Source organism: Bacillus sp. NPDC060175, assembly GCF_042728695.1.
In the GTDB taxonomy this organism is placed as follows: domain Bacteria; phylum Bacillota; class Bacilli; order Bacillales; family Bacillaceae_G; genus Bacillus_A.
In genome coordinates this window covers 1-20,229 of the sequence record NZ_JBHWYR010000064.1, presented here as the reverse complement: position 1 = coordinate 20,229, position 20,229 = coordinate 1, and the positions used below count along the sequence as shown (strand labels likewise).

The window sequence follows — 20,229 nt, the reverse complement described above, 5'->3', positions numbered from 1 at the left end:
ATTGGAATATGATTAATAGAGAAGCAGAATGTTTTATACTAATGTAGAATGCTTATCTTGAATCTTTGCGAAAGGAATGTCTATATATGTCTAAAATGGTTAACATGCTTTCTATTTTATGGCTCCTCAAAACGAGAAAACAATTGACTGCTAAGGAATTAGCAGAGGAATTAGAAATCAGTATTCGTACGGTGTACCGCTATATTGATGCTCTGTGTGCAAGTGGAGTACCAATTATTTCAGATGCAGGGCATAATGGTGGGTACAGTTTACTGAATGAGTTTACAAAGGCACCTTTGTTTTTTAATTTGGATGAGCAGAAAGCGCTTGTCCATGCTGCAAAATTTGCAATAGATGCAGGGTATCCCTTTAGTGAAGCGCTAGATGCATCAATTTCTAAATTGAAAATGTATACAAATGAGGAACAATTGAATCATATCAATCGTCATTTAAGAGGGTTTGAAGTCATCCATCCTACTGTCGAACCCTCTTTGAAATCTATTCTTCAAGATTTAGAAATTTCTGTTGCCGAAAGTTATAGGTTATTTATTGTTTATCATAAGGGTGGAGAAATCGAACCTCAATCACGTCATATTGATCCTTATGGTCTTGTTTATTGGAAAGGCAAGTGGTACACAGTGGCTTATTGCCATCTGCGTAAAGAAATTCGAAGTTTTCGAATCGATCGTATTCAATCATTATCCAGAACAGATAAAAAATTTGATCGGCCCTTGGAATTTTCAGCGCGTTCTTTCTTTCTAAAAGACATTTTACCTGATTCAAACCAACTTAAAGAACTCATTTCTGTCCGTATCCAAGGCATGCCACATGCGCTTGATGATTTATGTCAGCATTGGTTATTTAACCATGCTTTAATAGAACGAAAAAACAATCAAGCTCTTTTTAAGGTTGATATAGAGTCTATTCATACTTTTGTACCTTACTTCCTTCTCCCTTACGGTAAATCTATTAGCATTCTGGAACCAACTTTATTACAAGAAAGATTGGCAACTATCAGCTTTGAATTATTCAATCATTATAAAAACCCTTCACTTCACTGACCGTAATTGTCAGTGAAGTTTTTTTATAATGTACATGTAGCGAATTAAATTTTTAGGAGGCATAAAAATCATGAAGAATTTGATGTATGAATTTTATATTGCAGGCTCACCAGAGGCAGTTTGGAAGGCATTGATCTCTCCTGAGGGTACAAAACAAATTTATTATGGGTCCATCATTCGATCTACATTCCAAGTGGGCGATCTCTTGGAATATGTAGGTCCTGGATTAGATGGAAATGAAACGGTGCATGTATACGGAAACGTATTGGAATATGAACCAAATCAGTTACTTCGATTTACTCACTATCCTGGAAAGTCTTATATGAAAGATGATCGTGCATTTGAGTCAAGAATTTCTTATATTCTAAAGCCTATTGGATCATGCACGAAATTAATACTCATTCATGACCAATGGAAAGAAGATGATCCTTATTATGAAAACAGCAACAAGGCCTGGTGGATGATATTAAATAATACAAAGACTTTAGTAGAAACAGGAAGTACACTAGACTTTGGTGAAATCTCATAGGTCCATCATAAATGATTTAACAGAAAGAAAATATTGGATTTCAGCTCCTGAACGAATTTGTATTTTAAGAATTATGTTTTTTGGCCTAGCTCACTGATTGTGAAGTAAACAACTTAAATGTGACTTAAAAAACTTAACCGTGACCTAGAATTTTTCTATATAACTGATTTCTTTGAGAAAATGATTAAACTTTTTTATAACACCATAACTGAAAACTGCTAGAGAATAATCCATTTTGATTAATCTCTTTTCAAAATGGATTATTCTTATTTACCATATAATATGGGTTTGTGGAGTGTTTTTGATTAAACTTTATTTCAAGCCAACACATTGATACCTCCATATTTCCCCTATTATTTACCTTAACTAAAAAAAACAGCTAGTTAACCTGTTAAGTGAGAGTAGTTCAAATGATTAAATTTAGCTTTTTGAATAACGAGCATTATGATAACAAGCCCCTTCCCAAGCTGGATAAGGGGCTATATATACACCTTCAAACAATTACTCTTGATGAATGCTATTTAGTTTTGAAACTTTCTTACCATCTCTATAGTCAAGGCAAGACACTTCAATTAATAAGCCATTAAATACTGAAAAATAGAAACCATAACTACTACCTCTCATCGAATAAGGTTCCTTGTCTATTTCAATGCCGCCGGCTACTAAACGATTATATGCTTGATCAACTTCACTTGAAGTTTCCACTAAAAAACCAATATGAAAAGCTTCAGGATACGTAACTTCCTTATTCCCCTTAAATGCTTTTGGATCACTTAGCACAAGTATAAATCCATTCTCATCACTCATCACTACAAGGGCCTTTCCCTTTTGTTCCAAAAATTGAAAATCAAAAAATGTTTCAAAGAAATGTCTAGCTTCTGATAAATCATCAACACATAGATTTAAATGATTCAACCTCATTTACCCATCTCCTTTTAAACAGGGATTACACAGAAGTGTATTGCCCCATATTAATAACACTTGAATGTTAAAGGGGTTGTATTCAAGTGTTCATTTTTTAATAGTCTAATACTTTTTTCTATCGTCTAGAACGTTTTTTTATGAAACATTTGGAATACAGCGAATGAAATTATACGAACGATTCGGAATGGAATATCTATTTACCGATAAAGGTTACCAATCGTATTAGCTTTATTATTTATTCTCCAAATTCATTAAAATCCACTCAATCAAGAAAATTGCTGAAGAAATCCGCTCTGGCGTATCCCCTAAAAACACTTTATTAATCAACTCATCAAAATTATTTGGTCTATTAGATAGTGCTTGTATATACTTCAAAACAGATCCAGCTGGAGGTGCTGGCTTATTATTAATGATCCATATACCTTCTATGAGTGTCCAAGTTGATGTATGAACTATATATGAAGCTTTTAACTCATCATTTACTTTCAAAGCAGACTGAATTTTAATGCGCGAACTATTTAACCAATGAGCAATGCCCTTAACTTTATCAGTAGAAACAGCATAGTTTTCATATTTATGTTGTGCTATTTCCTTTAACCTTTTCAACTCACCGTTATTATCAAATAAAATTTTACCTTCTAAAAAAGAATATAGTTCCATTGGATTATTGTTAAATTTTAATTGAACTTGATTAAAATCTGCATACTTATATTCAATTAAAATATCATCTCTCATTTCAGAATGAAAATCTTTCTTTTGTCCGCCCTCTAAAAGAATATAGAAGTCTAAATCCGATTCAGGGCAAGCATCACCTCTTGCGACAGATCCGATAAGCATTAATCCACTTAATTCATTTCTAGCTATATGTTCATTTAGAGTTTTATGTACTAACTCTTTATGGTTTTCATATGTAATAAATGAAAGGTTTTCTATCATTTCTATCCTCCAAGTTATCGAGCGCGTAATATAATTCTTATAAGAATAGATCGATATTTCTCAGTTTCTAAAATAAGCAAACACCTTTTAAACGATATTGAATTATATTTTTTCTCATACATTTCCATTATACACACTGCTAATTGTTACATGCCGAGCTCTATTTTATTTGCACATACGTGTGAAATGCTTAATCGAATTGCTTTCAATTAAGTCTTTGTGCAATTGGGTGATCATCCTTTAGTTGCAACAGATCCCATAAATTCCCGTATAAGTCCTTAAATACTGCAACAATTCCGTATGATTGCTCTTTCGGTTCTCTCACAAATTCTATTCCTCTTGAAATCATTTCATTATAATCTCTCCAAAAATCGTCAGTATTTAAGAAAAGAAATACTCTACCACCTGATTGGTTACCAATAAAGGGCTCTTGCTCAGGTTTAGATGCCCTGGCTAGTAATATTGTGGTGCCGACTGAACCCGGGGGAGATACCACTACCCACCGTTTGTTTTCTTCTGGCTGATAAATATCTTCAACTAATGTAAAATTTAGTTTCTTTGTATAAAACTCTATTGCCTCATCATAGTCTTTTACTACTAATGCAATATGAACTATCGATTGAACCACTATTATCCCTCCTAATTTTCTCACTGATCGAGTTACATTATAGCATTTCTATTTTTAACCTGTCCGTTAATTCTTCTTACATCACATGCGAATCGTTCTCTTTATTCAATATAAATAACCATCTATCAGTAAACAGATAGATGGTTATTTATTTGAAAGATTATAATTAAGCAAATGTATTTTTACGACTGTTGATAAGCCGATTTCGATGATTTCACATAATAAACCCCATGTTCAACGTTAATGATATGATCTGGTTTTGGTTTACCGCGGCCCGCTCTATGTCCAGCTAAATGCTCTTCACTTGTTTCCCAGTTTTTCCATGCTTCTTCAGATTCCCAGCGAATCATAACTACAACTTCTTCATCTCCGCGTCTCACTTTTTTCACGAGAACACTTAAGTCGATGAAGCCTTCAAATTTTTCAATAATGCCTTCTCCTGTAAAACGCTCTACAACTATATTAGATGTACCTTCTTTTACTGTAAATGTTTTAGTTTCGATAAACATATAATCCCACTCCCTTTTTATAATACGAATATTAGTATTCTTCCATTATAATTGATTATGATAATTATTTTCAATTATAAAGTTTTAAATCTTTAGAATTATGCTGACTTCTCCTCAATCGCCTCATCTAAAAATTTGAAATATGGAAGCAATATTCCTATTAAAGAAGTGACACATATAATCGAACCAATTATAAAATATAACACTCTCACTCCCCACATTTCACTCAGTATTCCCCCTAATAATACCCCTAATGGCATAGCGGATCGTATGAAAAATAACCGCACTGAAAATACTTTTCCTATCATATGATTTGGAACGGCTTGTTGGCATATCGTCGTGTTATGAACATTGAAAAATGCAATACAAATACCTGCAATTACTTCAATTATTACCGCGATTATAATACTATGATTGAACCCTAGAGAAATGTATGTGAGGCCCCCTATAAACAATCCTCCGAGCATAAGTATACGCCGACTTTTATATGTTATTTTTCCAACTAATATTGATCCAACTACATAGCCAAGCGGGAAACCTGCCATGAAGTAACCGTACTCCGCATATCCCGCTGCCAGGTCATCTTTTATATAAGGAAGGTTTGTGACCATCGTTACCCCTACTCCAAACTGTACGAAAGTAAGAAATACACCGAGCCAAACGATTATTGGTTTTGTGAAAAAGTATGTAAAACCGTGAAGAAACTGTTCTAGCCACGTTTTTCTCAATTCTTGTTTTACTCTTTTTTCTTTTATGAAAAGTAACAATCCTCCACTAATGAATAGACAAACACATACGAACAACATTGTTACTTTGATTCCAATGAATTTAATAACGATACCACCTAATACTGGCGCTAGAAACATCATAAGACGAGCCATCCCATCAATATACGCATTTGCATCTTGAAGCTGTTCTTTACTTACAATGCTCGGTGTAATCGCTTGACTGGCGGGTGTATAAAGCGGCGTAATGAGCCCTACTATAATTTGAACAGCGTAAACATGCCATACTTCTACACTGTTAGTAACAAGCATTACTAAAGGCAGTAAGAAAACAGAGGCCCGCATCCACTGCGAAAAAATCATAATCCACTTTCGGCTCCATTTATCAATATATGGCCCGCTTATTAGTTGCAGTATGAGTGACGGAATAAAATATAGTAACCACATACTACTTAATGCTGTTTTCGATCCTGTTAATTCATAAACGAGAATTGAATTACATAACGTCCCGAAAGCCCCGCCTAATTCTGAAATTGCACTGCCAATCCACATAAAAAAGAATGAACGATTTTTCAACACATTTTCCAATATAACGCACCAACTTTTCTATTAAATTCCTCCCTTTATGTACATTCTCGTTGTATATTATCTATTCAAAAATGCATCTAATTCTTTCGCTAAAGACTGCACTGCTTTCTTTCTCAACACATATTTTCCGTCTTGAATATCAACTAACTTTGCTGAACGTAAAAGTTTCAAATGATGATGTACTGTCGATTTTCCTAGTTGTAATCTTTCCGTTATTTCTTGCAGCGTACGCTCTTGTTCAAATAGTAGTTTTACAATACGCAATCTTGCCTCATCCCCGAGCGCCTTATGTTTATGAACTAAAAAATAACTCGGCTCATACGGATCTTCAGGATGTATGCTTTCATTTGCGACCGGATAATGAAACACTTTCGTATCTTCAATATCCGCTTCTATGTTCCACGGCCTGTACGTCATTTGCGGGATAAGAAGTACGTGATGGACACTTGGCTCTGGCATATATGTAACGCCACCTGTAGCCCACTCGACAAATTCTTCTGGTTTCATCTTTTTATTCATTTCATTTTTCGCTTCATAATCTCGCTTTAATATAGAGAGCAGTTGCTCTTCTTCTTTCTTAATAACACCCTCATACCATCCTGTCATAGCATTAATTAAATGCCTCTTTAATAACTGGACGTCTACATTACATATAAACTCAATATACGTAGAAAAAAATTGATGTTCATGCGTTAGCTCCATTAATTCTTGTACCGCTGAAATTTCTCCGCTAGATGCTAAACGTCTTTTTTCTTCATACGCTTCTCCTAAAAACGGTAAACATATATACTTTAAATCTTCTTCTGAAAGTGAATCGATATTTGCAATAAACTGTGATAGATCCTGAAAATCTCCCTCATACAATAACTGAAGCAATGCTTTCCATGTATTATTTTCTTCTACAAACTGTAAATGCTCTCTCATCTCTACCGATAATGATTGTCTAATTTCTTCCCATTCGCTTTGAGATTTTTCAAGCGTGTCGATTAACCTCTTATGAGTAATTGCCGCAATGCCAAGTGCACATTCGAAAAGTATCGAATACCTCATTTGAACGTTGTACGTTTCCCTCTTTCTGCTCGTTACGTGAAAGACTTCCATTTAATCCCCTCCTTATTTTCTAAGTATTGAATTCTATTTTTATCGAATTATACCTTCAATTTTTTTAGAATTTTTAAAACCTTCCTAAACTTTATATTGCTACAAATTTTTAAACTTAAGCTGCAGTTGATTTCCTTGTTCAACTATGAGGCAGGTTTATTGAAGGAAAAGGAGAATTTATTGCATTAAGAAAAATGATTTAGAAAGCATAAGTTTATTTCTGCAATTACTACACCAGCGCCATATTGTTCTTTTAAAAACTTCCAAACATCAATCAGATGATAAGTAGGTACGTTCCTACCTAATTTATCTAACACTTATTGTTGGTCTATCTCATAGTTAAGGAGGCTATACGAATGGGTAAAAAAGAAATATTACAAAATGGGGTCAAGCAAGTTTTTTACGAAGAAGAATGGTATCCACCGATATCTGAAGCGTTAAAGAATCTTACCGCTGCCCAAGCATGTTGGCAACCAGAAGGAAAGGCCAGTAATACGATTTGGGAAAATACAAACCATTTACTAATCTTTAAAGAGCGCTTACTTTCCCGCTTACATCAAGATGACACATTTGTTGCTCCACAAAATAATGATGACACGTTTGTCCAAGGTGGACCTAATGATGATGAAGCGTGGCAACAAACAGTGAAGCGAACGCTTCAAGTACATGATGCCTTGCAATCTTCATTAACATCCCTTCAAGAAGCAGAACTGGATCAACCAAGTCCGTCTCTACCAGTTTGGCAACAATATCTGAATATCCTTTTGCACGATGCTTATCATACAGGACAAATTGTACAACTTCGTAAACTCCAAGGTTCATGGCCAGCTCATCGTTCATATTTATAAGCGATGATTAAAGATGATAGACAAGCATATGATTCTATATTTAGCAGAATAAGTACAAAAAAAAGCAAATGAGATTCTAACTCTCATTTGCTTTTTTTTATGTTGGAGAAACGTCCTACATGGATAAAATAAAACTTTAATCAGTGGGATTTTGTCCATCCCCACTGATTATTAACCCAAACCAACCGGGCATTTCCGGGCCATTATCTCCCGCCTCACTTCCTCGTATTCACCAAGTTTTGAGGTAGGAGTCTTACCGCCCATTAATACAATTCATTCACACTTATTAGTTCATCTGCGCATCGTTCAATAGCCCAATTATTTCACTTAACATTTCTTCTGTAAAAGCACCTGCGCTAAAGTTCACTAATGCTCGTAATGGCATATAGTTCAGCATAGCGTCCATCATTTCAGAGACATCACTATCCCCTTCAGCCATACTACCAAACGGACTGTCTTTTAATGCTTTTTCCATAAGTCCTTTTGCGATTGGTGCTAAGATTGGGTCCGCAAATATGTCCCCTAATAAAGTATTACGATGCACTGGTTTTTGAATTATAGTCGTTGATTGAACATACATGCTATCATGTAAAACGATCTCTTTTGAAGACTTTCCTACTAAAATTTCAAATTCACCTGTTTCAACATGCCAGTCCTTTAATTCAACATTATAATACGCAAATGATCTTTTATTTAAAGTAAAGCTAACCGTTTTTTCTTCTCCCCGCTGCAATTCTACTTTTTCAAATCCTTTTAGCTCTTTTTCAGGACGAGTCATACTACTTTCAACATCTTTTATATAAAGCTGAACAATTTCTTTCCCTGCCGTACTACCAGTATTTTTCACGTTAACACTGATAGAAACAGTGTCCGTATCCGTTATCTCTTTCTTATTTATTGAAAGATTACTATACTCAAAATTTGTATAGCTTAAACCAAAACCAAATGGGAACAACGGTTCAATATTTTTTGCATCGTAATAACGATATCCAACGAACACACCTTCTTTGTATTCCACTTTGTCACCTTCACCAGGGAAGTTTAAGTAAGAAGGATTATCGCTTAACACTTTCGGGAATGTTTCCGCTAATTTCCCGCTTGGATTCACATCACCAAATAATAAATCAGCAATCGCTCCGCCTAATGCTTGTCCACCTAAATAGCCTTCAAGTATTCCTTTTACTTTACCTATCCATGGCATTTCAATTGGAGCACCGTTACTTAAAACTACAACGATATTACTTTGAACTTCAGCGATCGCCTCAATTAATTGCACGTGATTTTCTGGCATCTGTAAATGCTTTCGATCAAAGCCTTCTGACTCATAACGATCTGGAAGTCCAACGAAAAGGACCGCTGTATCTGCTCGCTCTGCTATTTTTTTCGCTTCGTTAACCATGCTTTCATTTACATCATCACTGGCAATGTCATAGCCTTGGGAAAATAATATGTTCGTTTTTTCACCTGATACCGTTTCAATTTCTTCAAGAATACTTTCAAGCTTTGTTGGATTAATATGAGAGCTTCCGCCGCCTTGAAAACGTGGTTGCTTTGCAAACCCTCCAATTACCGCTACCGTTCCCTCTTTTTTCAGCGGAAGAATGGAATCTTCATTTTGTAACATAACCATACTTTCACTTGCAACTTCTCTTGCAAGCTGATGATGCGCGTCCTTACTATATACAGCGTTTTCTAATTGGTTATCATAAGCTTTAAAAATAATGTAAAGTAGACGCTCTACTGCTTGATCAAGCTTTTCTACAGATAGCTTACCACAGTTAACTGCATCAACAATTTTCTTCTCACCAATTCCAAAGCTTGAAGGCATTTCTAACTCCAAACCGTTCGCTAGACTTGCAACACGCTCATTTACTGCACCCCAATCAGAAACGACAAAACCTTCAAATCCCCATTCATCTTTTAAAATATCATTTAATAAATAGTTATTTTCCGAAGCGTATTCACCATTCACTTTGTTGTAAGCGCTCATTACTGTCCAAGGCTGTGCTTCCTTAATAACATCTTCAAAGCTAGCAAGATAGATTTCACGCAATGTTCTTTCATCAACAATTGCATCTACTGACATTCTGCGATGCTCCTGATTATTAGCAGCGAAATGTTTTAATGACGTTCCAACCCCTTGACTTTGTACGCCTTTCACATGGTTTGCAGCCATTTGTGATGATAAATATGGGTCCTCTGAAAAATATTCAAAGTTTCTTCCGCATAGCGGCGAACGTTTAATATTTGCACCTGGTCCAAGGAGAACTCCTACATTTTCAGCCTGACATTCTTCTCCTAATGCAACTCCTACTTGTTTTATTAATTCTTTATTCCATGTACTTGCTAACCCTACCGCTGAAGGGAAACAAGTCGCTGGAATACTGTTATAAATCCCTAAGTGATCTGCTCCCTCTGCCTGTTTTCTAAGTCCGTGTGGTCCATCAGTTACCATAATTGAAGGAATTCCTAATCGCTCAATCCCTTTTGTATTCCAAAAGTCTAATCCAGAACATAGACTTGCCTTTTCTTCTAATGTCATTTGTGAAATGATTTTCTTAATATCTCTTTTCATGATAGCCCTCCTAAAAAATAATTAAGCAAACGCTTTCTTAATGTCATTATAGTTATTATTCTTTAGATATTATGGTATATTTTTTAGAATATTGGTAAAAATTTTAGCTGATTATATTTATGGTTAAACCGTACTCTCTTTCGCTCTTATTTTAAAACCTTTGCTTAGGAGAGGATTTTAACTTGTACATATATAGGCTAATGCTTAAAGAATAGAGGTTAAAATAATGAATTGCTCCAAACTTGAAGATTTATATTATATTTGTAAGCTAGTCTTTGACATACATAAAACACCTATCTTTTTCATTGATAACAAAGGGGATTTGGCATTTGAAATCTCGCCCAATTTTCAGCATAACCCTTTGTATTCTTCAAAAGAGGCGTTATTTAATCAACTATTTAAGGGAAATCCACCCTATACTTTTCCGGTACTTGAAGAGACTGCCTTTCTTGAAAATTTTTTCTCAATTAACTTACGTTTAAACGATCAACTTTGCGGGAATATCATCGTTGGACCAGTCCTTTATTCCAGGTTATTAGAAACCTCAATTAAAGGAATCGTTAATGATCTTCAACTAAAAATAAACAAAGAGGAAATGATTCGCTATTATCAATCTCTCCCTGTTTTAAGCAATTTGCAATTTTTAAATATAAGCATGGTTCTTTATTACATGCTGTATCAACAAAAATTAGACATTGCTGATATTTTGCAAAAAAATATACTGTTAAAAAAGGATGATTTTGAGATTGAACAGCCCGCTATACATATATCGGAGCAACGTCAAAGTACATTAACTCATATCGATCCACTAGTTGAAAGGAAAATATTTGAGTGTATTAAGGAAGGAAAAAAGGATGATTTAATTAAAAATCTAAGAAAATTACCTGAATCAGGAGATCTTGGGGTGTTGTCAAAAACAAGTCACCTGCGAAGCCAGAAAAATTCTGCCATCGCAGCAATTACACTTGCGACAAGGTCGGCTATAGATGGTGGACTATTCCCTGAAATCGCATATACCCTCAGTGATTTATTAATTCAAAAACTCGAAGAAATAAAAAAAAGTGAAGCCATTTCCCCATTTTTAGAGAATGCTTTACTTGAGTTCTCAGAACGAGTTAAAAACGGGAAAATGCAAAAACATTCAAAGCCTATAAACATATGCCAAAATTATATATTTACTCATCTTTACGAAGATATTACACTATCCCATCTAGCAGAAATAGTCGTATTAAATCCTAGTTATCTATCTTCCCTTTTCAAGAAAGAAGTTGGAATTTCATTAGGCGAATATATTCAGCGTGCTAAGATAGATGAGTCAAAAAGCTTAATGACCTATACAAAACATTCTATATCAGAAATCTCCACACTATTAAATTTCCATGACCAAAGTCATTTTACAAAGGTCTTTAAAAAACATACTGGTATTTCACCTAAACAATTTAAAAATGGACACAGTTATTAGTTTAGAAAATTTTATCATACTTCCAATAATTATTGTCCTTCGTTCTACCAATAGATTTATTTTGTTGCTTTACATTATTAATACATATCCTTTATAAAGCGAAAAAACATTAATTTTTAGTACATAAATTGAAATAGACTAATCCCAAACATAATTTACATTCTTCATAACTTCTGATCATAATCCAAATTTGGAAGAATAGAGGCTTTTTTATATACAAATAATAAGCCTCAAGGAGTTGTTGACATGCATTTCATATTAAATATGTTAGGGATTTTTGTTGTAATATTAATCGTTTTTCTATGTTCGCCTAATAAAAAACAAATAAAATGGAGACCAATCGTTATTCTAATAATATTGGAGCTTTTTATTACGTGGTTTATGTTAGGCACGAAATTAGGCAGTATTATAATTAATAAAATTGCGTCATTTTTCAGTTGGCTACTTTCATGTGCGAATGAAGGTATTCGATTTGCATTTCCTTCAGCTATGGAAAATCAAACAGTTGATTTCTTCTTTAGCGCATTACTTCCTATCATTTTTGTTATCACTTTTTTTGATATTCTTTCGTATTTTGGAGTCTTAACTTGGATTATTGATAAAGTAGGTGCAATCATTTCAAAGATTTCTCGTTTACCAAAGTTAGAAAGCTTCTTTTCCATTCAAATGATGTTTTTAGGAAATACGGAAGCACTTGCAGTTGTTCGTGATCAATTATCTGTTTTAAAAGAAAATCGTTTGTTGACTTTTGGAATTATGAGTATGAGTAGCGTCAGCGGATCCATTCTTGGTGCTTATCTATCAATGGTTCCAGCAACATATATTTTCAGCGCTATTCCTTTAAACTGTATTAACGCATTAATTTTAGCCAATGTTTTAAATCCTATTGAAGTTACTAAAGAAGAAGATGTTATTTATAAACCTTCAAAAAATGAAAAAAAAGATTTCTTTTCTACTATTTCTAACAGTATGTTAGTCGGAATGAATATGGTTATCGTTATTTTAGCTATGGTAATTGGATATGTAGCTTTAACAGCATGTTTAAATGGTATTTTAAGCTTTTTTGTAGCAGGTTTAACAATTCAAAAAATCTTCTCGATTATCTTTAGTCCCTTCGCTTTTTTACTTGGTTTATCAGGCAAAGATGCTATGTATGTAGCAGAATTAATGGGGATAAAAATAACAACGAATGAATTTGTTGCAATGATGGATTTAAAATCAAACCTAAATTCTTTACAGCCGCATACGATTGCGGTTGCAACTACATTTCTAGCTTCTTTTGCTAACTTTAGTACAGTAGGTATGATCTACGGAACTTACAATTCATTATTTGGCGGAGAAAAATCATCGATAATCGGTAAAAATGTTTGGAAGCTTCTTGTTAGCGGAATGGCTGTTTCCTTATTAAGTGCTATGCTTGTGGGGCTTTTTGTATGGTAAATGAATATTGATTTCGTTTTAATTACAAAAGACACCCGAATTAAATTGGGTGTCTTCATTAAATTATTTTGATTGTTCTTTTATAATTCTTATCTCCGAATCTGTCCACTTCCACGAATCACATATTTTGTGGAAGTCAATGCAGGTAGCCCCATTGGTCCCCTTACGTGTAGCTTTTGTGTACTGATGCCAATTTCTGCGCCGAATCCGAATTCAGATCCATCTGTAAAACGAGTCGATGCATTATGATAAATCGCTGCGGCATCAACGGATGTGAAAAACTTGCTGACATTTTCCTCGTTCTCTGTAATAATCGCTTCGGAATGCATGGATCCATACGTATTTATGTGATGAATCGCTTCTTCTACTGTAGAAACTACTTTAACTGCTAGCGTGAGAGATAAAAACTCTGTTTCCCAATCCTCTTCTAAAGCTAATGCAATAGAAGAATCAATTGCCAATGCTTTCTTATCACCACGTAGCTCCACGCCTCTTTCCTTCAAGGAAGAAAACAGCTCGCTACCAAATTGCTGCGCCCAATTCTCATGAAGTATAATCGTTTCAATTGCATTACATACAGATGGACGCTGCGTTTTTGCGTTTACAATAATATCAAATGCCATTTGTTTATCCGCTGTTTCATCAATAAAAACATGACAATTTCCCGCACCTGTTTCAAGTACTGGAACAGATGCTTCTCTCACTACAGTATCTATTAACTGCTTGCCGCCTCTTGGGATAAGAACATCCAAGTACTCATTCAATGTAAACAACTGCTTTGCACTATCGCGCGTTGTATCTTCTATGAGCTGTACACTTTCTGAAGGCAAGCTTGTTTGTTTGAGCGCCCGGTGAATAACGCTAACGATGGCTTTGTTAGAATGAATAGCAGAAGAACTACCACGTAGTATTACTGCGTTTCCTGTTTTTAAGCAAATTGTAGCCGCATCCACTGTCACATTCGGCCTTGCCTCGTAAATCATTCCGACAACACCAAGTGGTACGCGCATCTCCTGAATAGATAGTCCATTTGGTCGTTCCCATGCACTTACACATTCTCCAACAGGATCACGTAAATCAATTAACTGCTTAATGCCCTCTGTCATATCGATGATACGCTGTTCATTCAGCATAAGACGATCAAGAAGAGACTCAGAAAATCCTTTCGCCTTACCTTCTTCAATATCCCGTTTGTTTTCCTCTAAAATATAAGCTGTTTCTACTATTAGCTGATCAGCAATCGCAGCAAGTGCTTCGTTTTTTTGATTTGTAGATTTAAGCACAAGTTCTCTAGCAATTTCTTTCGCCTTTTTCCCCTTTGCCAACACTTCATTCATTTTTATTTCCTCCTTTTTTAAGGTTAATCAGTATAAAATTTGAGATCTTTTTAACGCTAGTAATGCACTATCCTACCTATTAGAATTAGAACGGTCCCTATTCTTAAAATGAAACCCAACGATCTCTATGGATGACTTCATAGCTATGCCTTTCGCCTCTTGCTTGAATATCTTGGCTTTGCATACCTTTTAGATCCTTTAGTTCCTGTGCACTATATGTGCATTGGCCTTTCCCTATTACGCGCCCTTGTTGCGTGATTACCTCCACAACTTCACCCACTTGGAAAAATCCTGACACACTAGTAACACCAGCAGGAAGAAGACTCTTTCCATGTTGAATGATGGCAATGGCTGCCCCCGCATCTACTTCAATTTGTCCGCTAACAAGCGAATGTAAGGCGATCCATTGCTTGTTCATCTTAATCACTTTTTGAGGAGCATTCCCGATATATGTTCCATCACCTTTTCCCTTCATAACATCTAAAAACTTCTCCTGTCCACATCCCGTTCCGATAAATACACTCACTCCAAGAGATAGTGCCGTCTTTGCAGCATCGATTTTTGATTTCATACCGCCAGTCCCAAGTTTTGAGCCAGCATCTCCTGCAAGAGAAGCAATTTCTTCCGTTACCTCAGGAAGGAAATGATATTTTTTCGCATCCGCATTTTTCTGAGGATTTTGGTCATATAAACCGTTCACATCTGTAAAAATCATGAGCATATCCGCCGAAACAAGTCCGCTTACTAAAGCTGACAGCATATCATTATCACCGAACGTCAGCTCTTCTAAAGAAATGGAATCATTTTCATTGATTATAGGAAGAGCGGAACGATTTAGTAGCTCTCCTAAAGTAGCGTAAGCGTTACTGTATTGTTCTTTTCTAGAAAAGTCACTTCTCGTTAGTAAAAGTTGTGCAGTAACGATACCATATTTACGGAATTCCTCCGTGTACGCCTGCATTAATAAACTTTGCCCGACAGCGGCAGCAGCCTGTTTCCCTTTAATTGTCACAGGTCTGCTAGGATACCCTAGAGCAGAAAAACCTGCAGCGACTGCCCCAGATGTAATCAACAAAACTTCATGCCCTTCCTCTTTCAATCGTGCCAATGCGGCAACGTGATCTGAAAGTTGTTCTTTACAGATGCCTCCATGACTCGCTGCCAAGGAACTACTCCCAATCTTTACAACAATTCGTTGTTTTTTCACTTTTTATCCCCCAAGTCTAAAATCAAAGTTTTTATAAAGTGAAACTTTAATCAGTGGGGGTTTTGTTCATCCCCCCACTGATTATTAGTTGAACCAATCGGGCATTTATGGGCAGTTGATCTCCCACCTACCTTCTTTGCTCCACCTGAATTTTGAGGTGGGAGTTTTACTGCCCGTTAATGCGGGATAAATTACACTTTTATTTATACAGTTTGCAGCTATGTCTATCCTCATCAATGCTGCACCTATAGTATTAAAGGGCAAAATAAAAATGACCGCTTCGCCCTTAATAAAATAAAAAGGACGAAACGATCATTGTTCCGCGGTACCACCTTAATTGATATACATAGATATCCACTTGGCGCCTATAACGCAGGCGTACGCCTAAACTTTCATTTAAGACTCAGGGATAGGTTCGATACATTCTATACGAGGAATCTTTCAGCCGGTGAATTCCACTCTCTTTCGCAAGAAGACATATGTACTATTTCCCTTCAACGATTTTTAATTTAATTTTTTATATTATGCTATATATTTCGTTTTTGTGTCAAGAGATATTTTGCAAAATGAATATGACGACAAGTTTCTTGTATGAGATTATGGACATACTGGATGATAGTGAAAATTGATATAACTATACTCATATTCATAAACATAAAATCTTTTTAAAAAATCTCTCCTGCCATTCATGCGATTAATAACATATATTGTTCTCCATACCAAGGTATATAAAGTGAAACTTTAATCAGTGGGGGGTGTTCATCCCCCACTGATTATTAGCCTTCACCAATCGGGCGTTTACAGTCAGCCCGACTCCCACCTAACTTCTTTGCTCCACCTGAATTTTGAGGTGGGAGTTTTACTGTCCACAAATAGCGGGATAACATAAAACCTTTAAATATAATGCGTGTACTTACTTAATATCGAATATAATTTTTTTATATTTTGTATTGCAAAAAGGCACACACTCTCTTAAAATGTTTCTTTGTATTGCATGGAGATATCATTGTTATTTTAGAATAATAATGATATCAGATTGATATAATTTATGATAAAAGGAGCCAGATTGAGTTATTATGGACAAACAAATTGGATTCATCGGATGCGGAAATATGGGAATGGCTATGATTGGCGGGATGATAAACAAAAATATAGTGTCTTCAAATGAAATCATTTGTTCAGATTTAAACACTACTAATTTAAAACATGTTAGTGAAAAATATGGACTAACTACAACTACTGACAACAATGAAGTAGCTAAAAATGCTGATATTTTAATTTTATCAATTAAACCAGACCTATACGCATCAATAATTAACGAAATAAAAGAAGTGATCAAAAACGATGTTATCGTCGTAACGATCGCTGCAGGAAAAAGCATTAAAAGTACTGAGGATGCTTTTCATAAAAAGTTAAGGGTTGTACGAGTAATGCCTAATACACCTGCTCTTGTTGGAGAAGGAATGTCTGCGTTATGTCCTAATGAAATGGTTACAGAAAAAGATTTAGAAGATATACTAAACATTTTCAATAGTTTTGGTCAAACAGAGATCGTAAGCGAAAAATTAATGGATGTTGTAACATCTGTAAGTGGTTCTTCGCCAGCATACGTATATATGATTATAGAAGCGATGGCAGATGCTGCTGTACTAGATGGTATGCCAAGAAATCAAGCATATAAATTCGCAGCTCAAGCTGTGTTAGGCTCTGCAAAAATGGTACTAGAAACCGGAATGCATCCAGGTGCATTGAAAGATATGGTTTGTTCCCCAGGCGGAACGACAATAGAAGCTGTAGCAACATTAGAGGAAAAAGGCTTACGAACAGCCATCATTTCAGCTATGCAGCGTTGTACACAAAAGTCTGTTGAACTATCTAGGCAAACTAAAAAGTAATAAATAAGTGTAAAGAAACCTACTTTAAATACATTCACATATCTTTAAACAGTTTTAGACTATATGCACATTTCATTTACATACTCCTCCTTTTTCACCAGTAACTGAACGGACAAATTCAAGGATAATTGAGTTTGTCCGTTTTGTATTTTGTTATTCTAAAATAATTCACCTGTTCTTATTATCATTTATTTCATAGCGTAATACACTTTTATTTATTAAGGTAACATCATTTTCATATGTATTTGCTGCAGACACGTTTCTTGTAAGACATGATGCACACCAGATGAAATATACTCAGAGACTAAGCATAAATCTATTGAAAAAAGTAATATCAATCGTCTCAAATTGTTAACATAATATTTTTATTGTATCCTTATATTAATACCTACTATTTCCTAATCCTCCGCAATAACAATTTAAATCATTTAAATTTTCTCCATATCGTGCATCTACTAGTTAAACAAAAACTCCCCTTAAATCGAAAATGATTAAGGGGAGTCAGTTATATGTGGTGAAGTTATAGTTCTGATTTTACTGGAATAGAAACATTGTTTTTCACTAATTTTTTGACGTCTTTAAAGCTAACAAAATTGTTACTTTTCTCATCCCATAGACGGAAACGAATTGAACGCAAACTTGTAGCAAGAGTAATCGTTGGTACATTTTTTAAAGGAAGCGTATTATTGTGTGCCTCTTCTAGTTTATAGTTAGGTACTCTTGGACTTAAATGGTGAACATGATGAAATCCAATATTACCAGTTAGAAATTGCAGGATTTTGGGAAGTTTATAAAACGAACTCCCTTCCACTGCCGCTTTCACATATTCCCAATCTTTATCTTCTTCAAAATAAGAATCCTCGAATGTGTGCTGTACGTAAAACAGCCAAATACCTATTGAACCTGCTATTAAGAATATGGAACCATGTACTAAAAGAAACGATTGCCATCCAATTGCCCAGCAAAGTAATCCTACTAAAGCAACAATTAAAACATTCGTCAAATAGGTGTTCATGCGTTCCTTCTTTCTAGCACCTTTTCGGTTAAATCTATTTTTAAGTAGGAAAACATAAATCGGACCTAATACAAACATAACGAATGGATTGCGATATAAACGATATGCTAAACGGAGTCTAAATGGCGCTGCCAAATATTCATTCACTGTAAGGGTCCAAATATCTCCTGTACCTCGCTTATCCAAATTACCACTTGTAGCGTGATGCACGGAATGCTCATGCCCCCATTGATCAAATGGGAATAAAGTTAAAACACCCATACATGTCCCTACTATTCTATTTACACGGCGACTTTTAAAAAAAGAATGATGGGTACAATCATGAAAAATAATGAAAACCCGTGTCATAAATCCAGCGGCTAACAGAGATGGAACTAATGCTAACCAATAAGAAACGGACAGGCTTTTATAAGCAAGGTACCATAAGATAATAAATGGCACTACCGTATTGATGATTTGCCAAACACTTTTTTTTGCCGTTGATTTTTCAAAAGGAGCAACTTGTTTTTTTAAATTTTTAGTATTTTGTAATGTCATTTTTTCTAATTCCTTTCCTTTATGTTGCTAATTCGTATTATAACACATTATTAGTAGTAGGTGTTATACGTAGGTATAATAAATATTTTATACTATAAAAATCTCTTTTTTCTTACTCATTCCTTACAAATTACTTACGTCCAAAATAGCTTCTATTATAGGATAGCAGGAGCATTTGTGCCGGAAATTTCGAAGTTTTTCCCAATAAATATATTAATTAAAAAGAAACACAGAGTTTTTTTCACTTCTGTACTGCCCCGTTTCCACAATAAGAAATGAGCTGTCCTGCTTTTTTCGTCTCAGCTTTTACCTCGTTATCGTTCATTATGCTTCCTGTACCTAGTACAATCGTTCCCACTAATGCTAGCCTCATTATCTTTTTACGAATATTCATCATTGTTGCTCCTCCATAAGCTGTTTTCGACATCCTCAATGTAAACAAGGATTTGATTTTCCATAACATTTACGCAACCTTATATTTATTCTTTTTTATTATTAATTCCCCATTGTCAGGAAACTAACAATAACCAGTTTTCTAAAACGATAAAAAACGAATAACATGCACAATGAATGTAATATTCACTTGTTGCAACTGATTTTACCGGAACCGGATCTATTTCATGAAACAAATCAAATTACATTTAAAATAAAAAACTAGTCTATTTTGAAAACCTCCCTCACTTTTATTTAACTGTTATTCTATATAAAATATAAAAATTCAACGTCCGTTTATTTAATTTTAAATCTATGATATATTCAAAATATTAATCCCACAAAGTTAATAAAATGAAAACAAGGGAAATTTATGAAAAAATATATTTTATATTCATACTAAAATCACATAGTTTTTAGTATAGAAAGGAGATTCAAAATTTGAATAAGAATTTAACCAAAATTACATTAATAATCGGT

Annotated in this window: 17 protein-coding genes and 1 other annotated feature; of the genes, 6 read left to right on the top strand and 11 right to left on the bottom strand. The window is 34.7% G+C overall.

All coding sequences use genetic code 11. The features are described 5' to 3' along the window. Positions 1-86 precede the first annotated feature (86 nt). Entirely contained in the window at positions 87-1,061 is a 975-nt protein-coding gene (locus tag ACFWDE_RS23900) for a helix-turn-helix transcriptional regulator (RefSeq protein WP_377895149.1), read from the top strand. A 70-nt stretch (positions 1,062-1,131) separates the two neighbouring features. Then, positions 1,132-1,590 carry an SRPBCC domain-containing protein gene (locus ACFWDE_RS23895; protein ID WP_002147085.1) on the top strand — a complete coding sequence of 153 codons (459 nt, stop codon included), beginning with the start codon at positions 1,132-1,134 and terminating at the stop codon, positions 1,588-1,590. 501 nt (positions 1,591-2,091) lie between these two features. On the opposite strand, the gene ACFWDE_RS23890 is transcribed toward ACFWDE_RS23895, so the two are convergent. The 6 genes from ACFWDE_RS23890 to ACFWDE_RS23865 form a co-directional block, all read right to left on the bottom strand. Then, positions 2,092-2,511 (bottom strand): VOC family protein, encoded by a 420-nt coding sequence (locus ACFWDE_RS23890; protein WP_215571762.1) that lies wholly within the window; start codon positions 2,509-2,511, stop codon positions 2,092-2,094. A 234-nt stretch (positions 2,512-2,745) separates the two neighbouring features. After that, on the bottom strand, positions 2,746-3,450 hold the full coding sequence (locus ACFWDE_RS23885) for a nucleotidyltransferase family protein (protein WP_377895146.1): 705 nt from the start codon (positions 3,448-3,450) through the stop codon (positions 2,746-2,748). Positions 3,451-3,655: 205 nt separating this feature from the next. After that, positions 3,656-4,078, bottom strand: coding sequence for a VOC family protein (locus ACFWDE_RS23880; RefSeq protein ID WP_002147080.1), 423 nt, complete (start codon positions 4,076-4,078; stop codon positions 3,656-3,658). 182 nt (positions 4,079-4,260) lie between these two features. Further along, positions 4,261-4,587: a heme-degrading monooxygenase HmoA gene (hmoA, locus tag ACFWDE_RS23875; protein ID WP_002013488.1), complete on the bottom strand. Its 327-nt coding sequence runs from the start codon at positions 4,585-4,587 to the stop codon at positions 4,261-4,263. A 98-nt stretch (positions 4,588-4,685) separates the two neighbouring features. Further along, positions 4,686-5,900 (bottom strand): MFS transporter, encoded by a 1,215-nt coding sequence (locus ACFWDE_RS23870; RefSeq protein ID WP_377895142.1) that lies wholly within the window; start codon positions 5,898-5,900, stop codon positions 4,686-4,688. 57 nt (positions 5,901-5,957) lie between these two features. After that, entirely contained in the window at positions 5,958-7,001 is a 1,044-nt protein-coding gene (locus ACFWDE_RS23865; protein WP_377895140.1) for an ArsR/SmtB family transcription factor, read from the bottom strand. Positions 7,002-7,357: 356 nt separating this feature from the next. Between ACFWDE_RS23865 and ACFWDE_RS23860 the strand changes: the two genes are divergently transcribed. After that, on the top strand, positions 7,358-7,849 hold the full coding sequence (locus ACFWDE_RS23860) for a DinB family protein (protein ID WP_377895138.1): 492 nt from the start codon (positions 7,358-7,360) through the stop codon (positions 7,847-7,849). Between the two features lie 286 nt (positions 7,850-8,135). Here the strand turns inward: ACFWDE_RS23860 and ACFWDE_RS23855 are convergent, their stop codons facing one another. After that, positions 8,136-10,424, bottom strand: coding sequence for a glycoside hydrolase family 3 C-terminal domain-containing protein (locus ACFWDE_RS23855; protein WP_377895136.1), 2,289 nt, complete (start codon positions 10,422-10,424; stop codon positions 8,136-8,138). 226 nt (positions 10,425-10,650) lie between these two features. Here ACFWDE_RS23855 and ACFWDE_RS23850 point away from each other — a divergent pair, with 226 nt between their 5' ends. Together ACFWDE_RS23850 and ACFWDE_RS23845 are read left to right on the top strand one after the other, a co-directional pair. After that, positions 10,651-11,886, top strand: coding sequence for a helix-turn-helix domain-containing protein (locus ACFWDE_RS23850; protein ID WP_377895133.1), 1,236 nt, complete (start codon positions 10,651-10,653; stop codon positions 11,884-11,886). Between the two features lie 246 nt (positions 11,887-12,132). Beyond that, positions 12,133-13,326, top strand: a complete 1,194-nt coding sequence (locus ACFWDE_RS23845; protein ID WP_377895131.1) for a NupC/NupG family nucleoside CNT transporter — start codon at positions 12,133-12,135, stop codon at positions 13,324-13,326. 89 nt (positions 13,327-13,415) lie between these two features. Here ACFWDE_RS23845 and ACFWDE_RS23840 read toward each other — a convergent pair whose 3' ends face one another. Continuing rightward, positions 13,416-14,663, bottom strand: coding sequence for a glutamate-5-semialdehyde dehydrogenase (locus ACFWDE_RS23840; RefSeq protein WP_377895130.1), 1,248 nt, complete (start codon positions 14,661-14,663; stop codon positions 13,416-13,418). A gap of 103 nt (positions 14,664-14,766) precedes the next feature. Then, a complete protein-coding gene (gene proB, locus ACFWDE_RS23835; protein WP_377895128.1) occupies positions 14,767-15,870 on the bottom strand; it encodes a glutamate 5-kinase in 1,104 nt (367 codons plus the stop codon). Between the two features lie 296 nt (positions 15,871-16,166). After that, positions 16,167-16,377: a binding site (T-box leader), on the bottom strand. 569 nt (positions 16,378-16,946) lie between these two features. Between proB and proC the strand changes: the two genes are divergently transcribed. Beyond that, the gene (gene proC / locus ACFWDE_RS23830) at positions 16,947-17,765 is read left to right on the top strand and encodes a pyrroline-5-carboxylate reductase (RefSeq protein ID WP_377895126.1); all 819 of its coding nucleotides are present in this window, start codon (positions 16,947-16,949) and stop codon (positions 17,763-17,765) included. Between the two features lie 520 nt (positions 17,766-18,285). On the opposite strand, the gene desA is transcribed toward proC, so the two are convergent. Further along, entirely contained in the window at positions 18,286-19,317 is a 1,032-nt protein-coding gene (gene desA / locus ACFWDE_RS23825) for a Delta(5) desaturase DesA (RefSeq protein ID WP_377895124.1), read from the bottom strand. A 241-nt stretch (positions 19,318-19,558) separates the two neighbouring features. Further along, on the bottom strand, positions 19,559-19,714 hold the full coding sequence (locus ACFWDE_RS23820) for a hypothetical protein (RefSeq protein ID WP_377895123.1): 156 nt from the start codon (positions 19,712-19,714) through the stop codon (positions 19,559-19,561). Between the last annotated feature and the right edge of the window lie 515 nt (positions 19,715-20,229).

Bases quoted from the DNA above. Each gene is read 5' to 3' on its own strand.
- ACFWDE_RS23845 (WP_377895131.1), top strand. From the start codon at position 12,133: ATGCATTTCATATTAAATATGTTAGGGATTTTTGTTGTAATATTAATC.
- ACFWDE_RS23900 (WP_377895149.1), top strand. From the start codon at position 87: ATGTCTAAAATGGTTAACATGCTTTCTATTTTATGGCTCCTCAAAACG.
- ACFWDE_RS23895 (WP_002147085.1), top strand. From the start codon at position 1,132: ATGAAGAATTTGATGTATGAATTTTATATTGCAGGCTCACCAGAGGCA.
- ACFWDE_RS23885 (WP_377895146.1), bottom strand. From the start codon at position 3,450: ATGATAGAAAACCTTTCATTTATTACATATGAAAACCATAAAGAGTTA.
- ACFWDE_RS23820 (WP_377895123.1), bottom strand. From the start codon at position 19,714: ATGATGAATATTCGTAAAAAGATAATGAGGCTAGCATTAGTGGGAACG.
- ACFWDE_RS23890 (WP_215571762.1), bottom strand. From the start codon at position 2,511: ATGAGGTTGAATCATTTAAATCTATGTGTTGATGATTTATCAGAAGCT.
- desA (WP_377895124.1), bottom strand. From the start codon at position 19,317: ATGACATTACAAAATACTAAAAATTTAAAAAAACAAGTTGCTCCTTTT.
- ACFWDE_RS23850 (WP_377895133.1), top strand. From the start codon at position 10,651: ATGAATTGCTCCAAACTTGAAGATTTATATTATATTTGTAAGCTAGTC.
- ACFWDE_RS23840 (WP_377895130.1), bottom strand. From the start codon at position 14,663: ATGAATGAAGTGTTGGCAAAGGGGAAAAAGGCGAAAGAAATTGCTAGA.
- proC (WP_377895126.1), top strand. From the start codon at position 16,947: ATGGACAAACAAATTGGATTCATCGGATGCGGAAATATGGGAATGGCT.
- ACFWDE_RS23865 (WP_377895140.1), bottom strand. From the start codon at position 7,001: ATGGAAGTCTTTCACGTAACGAGCAGAAAGAGGGAAACGTACAACGTT.
- ACFWDE_RS23860 (WP_377895138.1), top strand. From the start codon at position 7,358: ATGGGTAAAAAAGAAATATTACAAAATGGGGTCAAGCAAGTTTTTTAC.
- ACFWDE_RS23855 (WP_377895136.1), bottom strand. From the start codon at position 10,424: ATGAAAAGAGATATTAAGAAAATCATTTCACAAATGACATTAGAAGAA.
- hmoA (WP_002013488.1), bottom strand. From the start codon at position 4,587: ATGTTTATCGAAACTAAAACATTTACAGTAAAAGAAGGTACATCTAAT.